We start from the raw sequence: 3,129 nt of genomic DNA, 5'->3' as shown, positions 1-3,129 counted from the left end.
GGCATGGGCACGGGCGCGGGCGCACCGGGACGCCCCGGAAACGCCGCCGAACAGATATCCGCATGCGCGGCCAGATAGGCGTCCAGCCGGGGGGTGCGGCGCACACGCCCCTGCATCACCGTGGCCCGTTGCGGAAACACGCGCGCGGCGCACACCGGCTCCGGAGGGGCGTCGTTCTCCACCCGCCACGCACCGCAGGCGCGCCCGCCGAACCAGGTCACACCCAGCGCGGGAAAGTGCAGGATGCCCGCTGCGGGAACGCCATGTTCCACCAGGGCCACGCACACCGCAAAGTCTCCTTCACCGTTCAGAAAGCCGCGCGTGCCGTCCAGCGGGTCCACCAGCAGAAAACGCGTCCAGCCCGCGCGCTCGGCATGCGGGGGAATGCGTCCTTCCTCGGACAGCACGGGCAGGTCTGGCCGCAGCCGGGCCAATCCCTGGACCAGCACGGCCTGCGAGGCCTCGTCCGCCTCGGTGACCGGCGAATCGTCGGCCTTGCGGCGGGTGCGCGGGGCGGCCCCGCCGCACCAGTGCAGGATGGCCCGGCCCGCCTCCATCACCACGGGCAGCAGATCGCGCAGGGGAAAGGACGCGGCAGAGGGCTGCGCACGGAAGGCCGCAACGGGCGCCCTGTCCGTAGGGCCTGCGAAACCGGCGGCCCCCGTGGGGTCAAGATGGTCCGGACAATCCGGGCAATCCGGATGATTCGGGAGATTCGGGCAACGGTCCGAAGGCACGGCAAGCACCTCCTGCGGCGATCCCGGACGCCCGTGTCCCGCCGCACGCTCCCGTGCGCCCGCGCCGTCGCGGCATTCCGTGCATCCGTCCCGCTTTCCGTCGGCCATCGCCCCTCCGCATGCATGGGCTTTTGCAGGATTTCGTGCTACAGGGCGGCCATGCGCCCCGCACACTCCGCCGACATGAACCGGCGCGCGCACCCTGACAGCATTGCCACCGCCACTCCGCAACGTGCCGGAACGCGCGGTGCGGAGCATTGCGCCCATCGGCACGGCCATGCCCCGGTCGGTCAGCAGACGGCCACAGGGGCAGCCCGCCGGAGTGCCGCACGCTGGACCGCGCTGGCCGTCCTGCTGCTGTCCGTTGTGGCACTTGCGGGCTGCGCGGGCAAGCAGCAGATCGCCATTCCCCCTGACGCACAACCTCAGACCCGCCAGCAGGCGCCGTCCGCGCCGTCACAGGCGCTGGTGCACACCGCCCGCTCCGCTCTGGGCGTGCCCTACCGCAACGGGGGGCGCACCCCGGCGGAAGGGTTCGACTGTTCGGGCTTCGTGTGGTGGACGTTCCACCAGCACGGGGTGAACCTGCCGCGCACCACGGAAGAGCAGGCCGCCTGCGGCAGCCCTGTCCCCCCCGGCCACGAACTGCGCCCCGCCGACATCATCGTGTTCCGAACCGGGTCCGGCCCGCTGGGCCTGCACACGGCCATCTACACCGGGGGCGGGCAGTTCGTGCACAGCCCCAAGCCCGGCGGCACAGTGCGCGAGGAAAGCCTGACCGTACACTACTGGCAGCGCGCCTTCATTGCCGCGCGGCGCATCCTGCGCCCGGCGGACCAGCCCGTCGCCAGCCAGCCCTGATATCCGCCCGGCCCGACTGTCTCCAGCCCGACTCCTTGTGGCCCGATTCCGCCGGGCCAGGCGCCCGCGCATCCTGCACTGCAGGCCGCCGCCCACCGCGCCCCACAAGAGCATGGCGCGGCACGCCACGCATTCCCAAAAGAAAACGACCGCACCCCGAAGGATGCGGCCGTTCGCGTCCGGACGCGTGAATGCTACTTGTTCAGGCCGTCGACAAGGGTCTTGGCGGCCATGAACTTCACGGCCTTGCGGGCCGGAATGGAAATGCTCTGACCGGTCTGGGGGTTCCGTCCCGTGCGGGCGGCCCGCTCGGTGACCGAGAACGCTCCCACGCCGGGCAGACGCACGCCTGCGCCGTTGGCAACGCCATCGGCGAGCACGCGGCAGAACGCATCATACGCCTTTTCGGCGCTCACCTTGGTCACGAACACGTCGGGCAGCGCCTCTTTGAGGGCGGCAACAAATTCAGCCTTGGTCAACATCAGGATGTCCTCCTTGCGCTATGCGGATTTCCCCCCGTAACCAAACCACGGTCAGCATGTTCCACCCTATGCAGTGACCTCGTTTTCTTGTCAATCGTTTCACGGCCCGCAAATCAAGGATACACGCGGTTCTCCTCCGTCGTTCCCCGGTCTGTTGCGCTTGATTCGCATTGCGTATAGGAGAAGGGATGCACACGGCCCCAGAGCAACAGGCATTGCGCATGCCAAGGGCAGCGCATCCGCCACAACGCCACGGGAGCACACCATGCCAAGCCCCCTGCCGCGCGATTCCGCACAGCCCGCGCCGCCTTCCGACGACGGCCTGCTGACCATAGCCGACATCGCCCGCCGCCTCTCCCTGCCGGAATCCACCGCACGTTACTACTGCAAGCGCTTTGCGGCGTTCATGCCCACCGTGGGCGACGGGCGCCGCCGCCGCTACCGCACGGATACCCTGACCATCATCGAAGCCATCATCGAGGCCATGCACACCGCCCGCACCGCAAGCGCGGTGGAGGCGATCCTGGCCCGGCGTTTTCCCCGCAATGCCGCCGCCCAGCCGGCCCCGTCCCGTGGCAACACTGCGGACGGCGCTTCCGCAACAATCCCCACCGCAAGTGCCGCGCCCCAGCCCGTACAACCGGTACCCGTACCGGACGGCGTACCCGCTGTTCCGCCAATGCCCATGGGCGGCGTGGAACCGGGGCATGCGCTGTACACGCTCATCGAACACCAGACCCGCGCGCTGGACACCATTGCCGCCGCCCTGTCCACCCTCGCGGCCCGGCAGTCGGCCATCGACCTGCTGGCCGACCTTGCCCGCACCGCCGAAGGCGAGGTGGGCTCCATCCGCAAGGATGTGGAAACCCTGCGCCTGTTGCTGGATTCCTCCGAAAAGATTCACCAGCAGGACCTGGACCAGTTGCGCGACTGGCTGGGCCGGGTCATCGCGGACCGACGGCAGCGGGTGCGCGACCAGGCATAGCCGACCAACCGCCCGGCCACGCAGCCACACCGTCGCCCGGCCACACCGCGCCCAGCCACGCGGC

The 3,129-nt window shown here is 69.8% G+C and carries 4 protein-coding genes; 2 read left to right on the top strand and 2 right to left on the bottom strand.

Features of this window, described 5'->3' with window-relative positions:
- A partial coding sequence (locus FVW20_RS10735; protein WP_307831495.1) for a 3'(2'),5'-bisphosphate nucleotidase CysQ family protein occupies positions 1–737 on the bottom strand: 737 nt, incomplete at its 3' end.
- A gap of 159 nt (positions 738–896) precedes the next feature.
- Between FVW20_RS10735 and FVW20_RS10730 the strand changes: the two genes are divergently transcribed.
- On the top strand, positions 897–1,598 hold the full coding sequence (locus tag FVW20_RS10730; RefSeq protein WP_196609525.1) for a C40 family peptidase: 702 nt from the start codon (positions 897–899) through the stop codon (positions 1,596–1,598).
- A gap of 194 nt (positions 1,599–1,792) precedes the next feature.
- Here the strand turns inward: FVW20_RS10730 and FVW20_RS10725 are convergent, their stop codons facing one another.
- Entirely contained in the window at positions 1,793–2,080 is a 288-nt protein-coding gene (locus FVW20_RS10725) for an HU family DNA-binding protein (RefSeq protein WP_167122055.1), read from the bottom strand.
- A 265-nt stretch (positions 2,081–2,345) separates the two neighbouring features.
- Between FVW20_RS10725 and FVW20_RS10720 the strand changes: the two genes are divergently transcribed.
- Positions 2,346–3,065 carry a MerR family transcriptional regulator gene (locus tag FVW20_RS10720; protein WP_196609523.1) on the top strand — a complete coding sequence of 240 codons (720 nt, stop codon included), beginning with the start codon at positions 2,346–2,348 and terminating at the stop codon, positions 3,063–3,065.
- Positions 3,066–3,129: the final 64 nt, after the last annotated feature.

The organism is Nitratidesulfovibrio oxamicus, from assembly GCF_015731765.1.
GTDB lineage: Bacteria > Desulfobacterota > Desulfovibrionia > Desulfovibrionales > Desulfovibrionaceae > Cupidesulfovibrio > Cupidesulfovibrio oxamicus.
The sequence above is the reverse complement of the archived record's forward strand: the minus strand, read 5'-3'. Positions and strand labels throughout refer to the sequence as shown.

Bases quoted from the DNA above. Each gene is read 5' to 3' on its own strand.
- FVW20_RS10730 (WP_196609525.1), top strand. From the start codon at position 897: ATGCGCCCCGCACACTCCGCCGACATGAACCGGCGCGCGCACCCTGAC.
- FVW20_RS10725 (WP_167122055.1), bottom strand. From the start codon at position 2,080: ATGTTGACCAAGGCTGAATTTGTTGCCGCCCTCAAAGAGGCGCTGCCC.
- FVW20_RS10720 (WP_196609523.1), top strand. From the start codon at position 2,346: ATGCCAAGCCCCCTGCCGCGCGATTCCGCACAGCCCGCGCCGCCTTCC.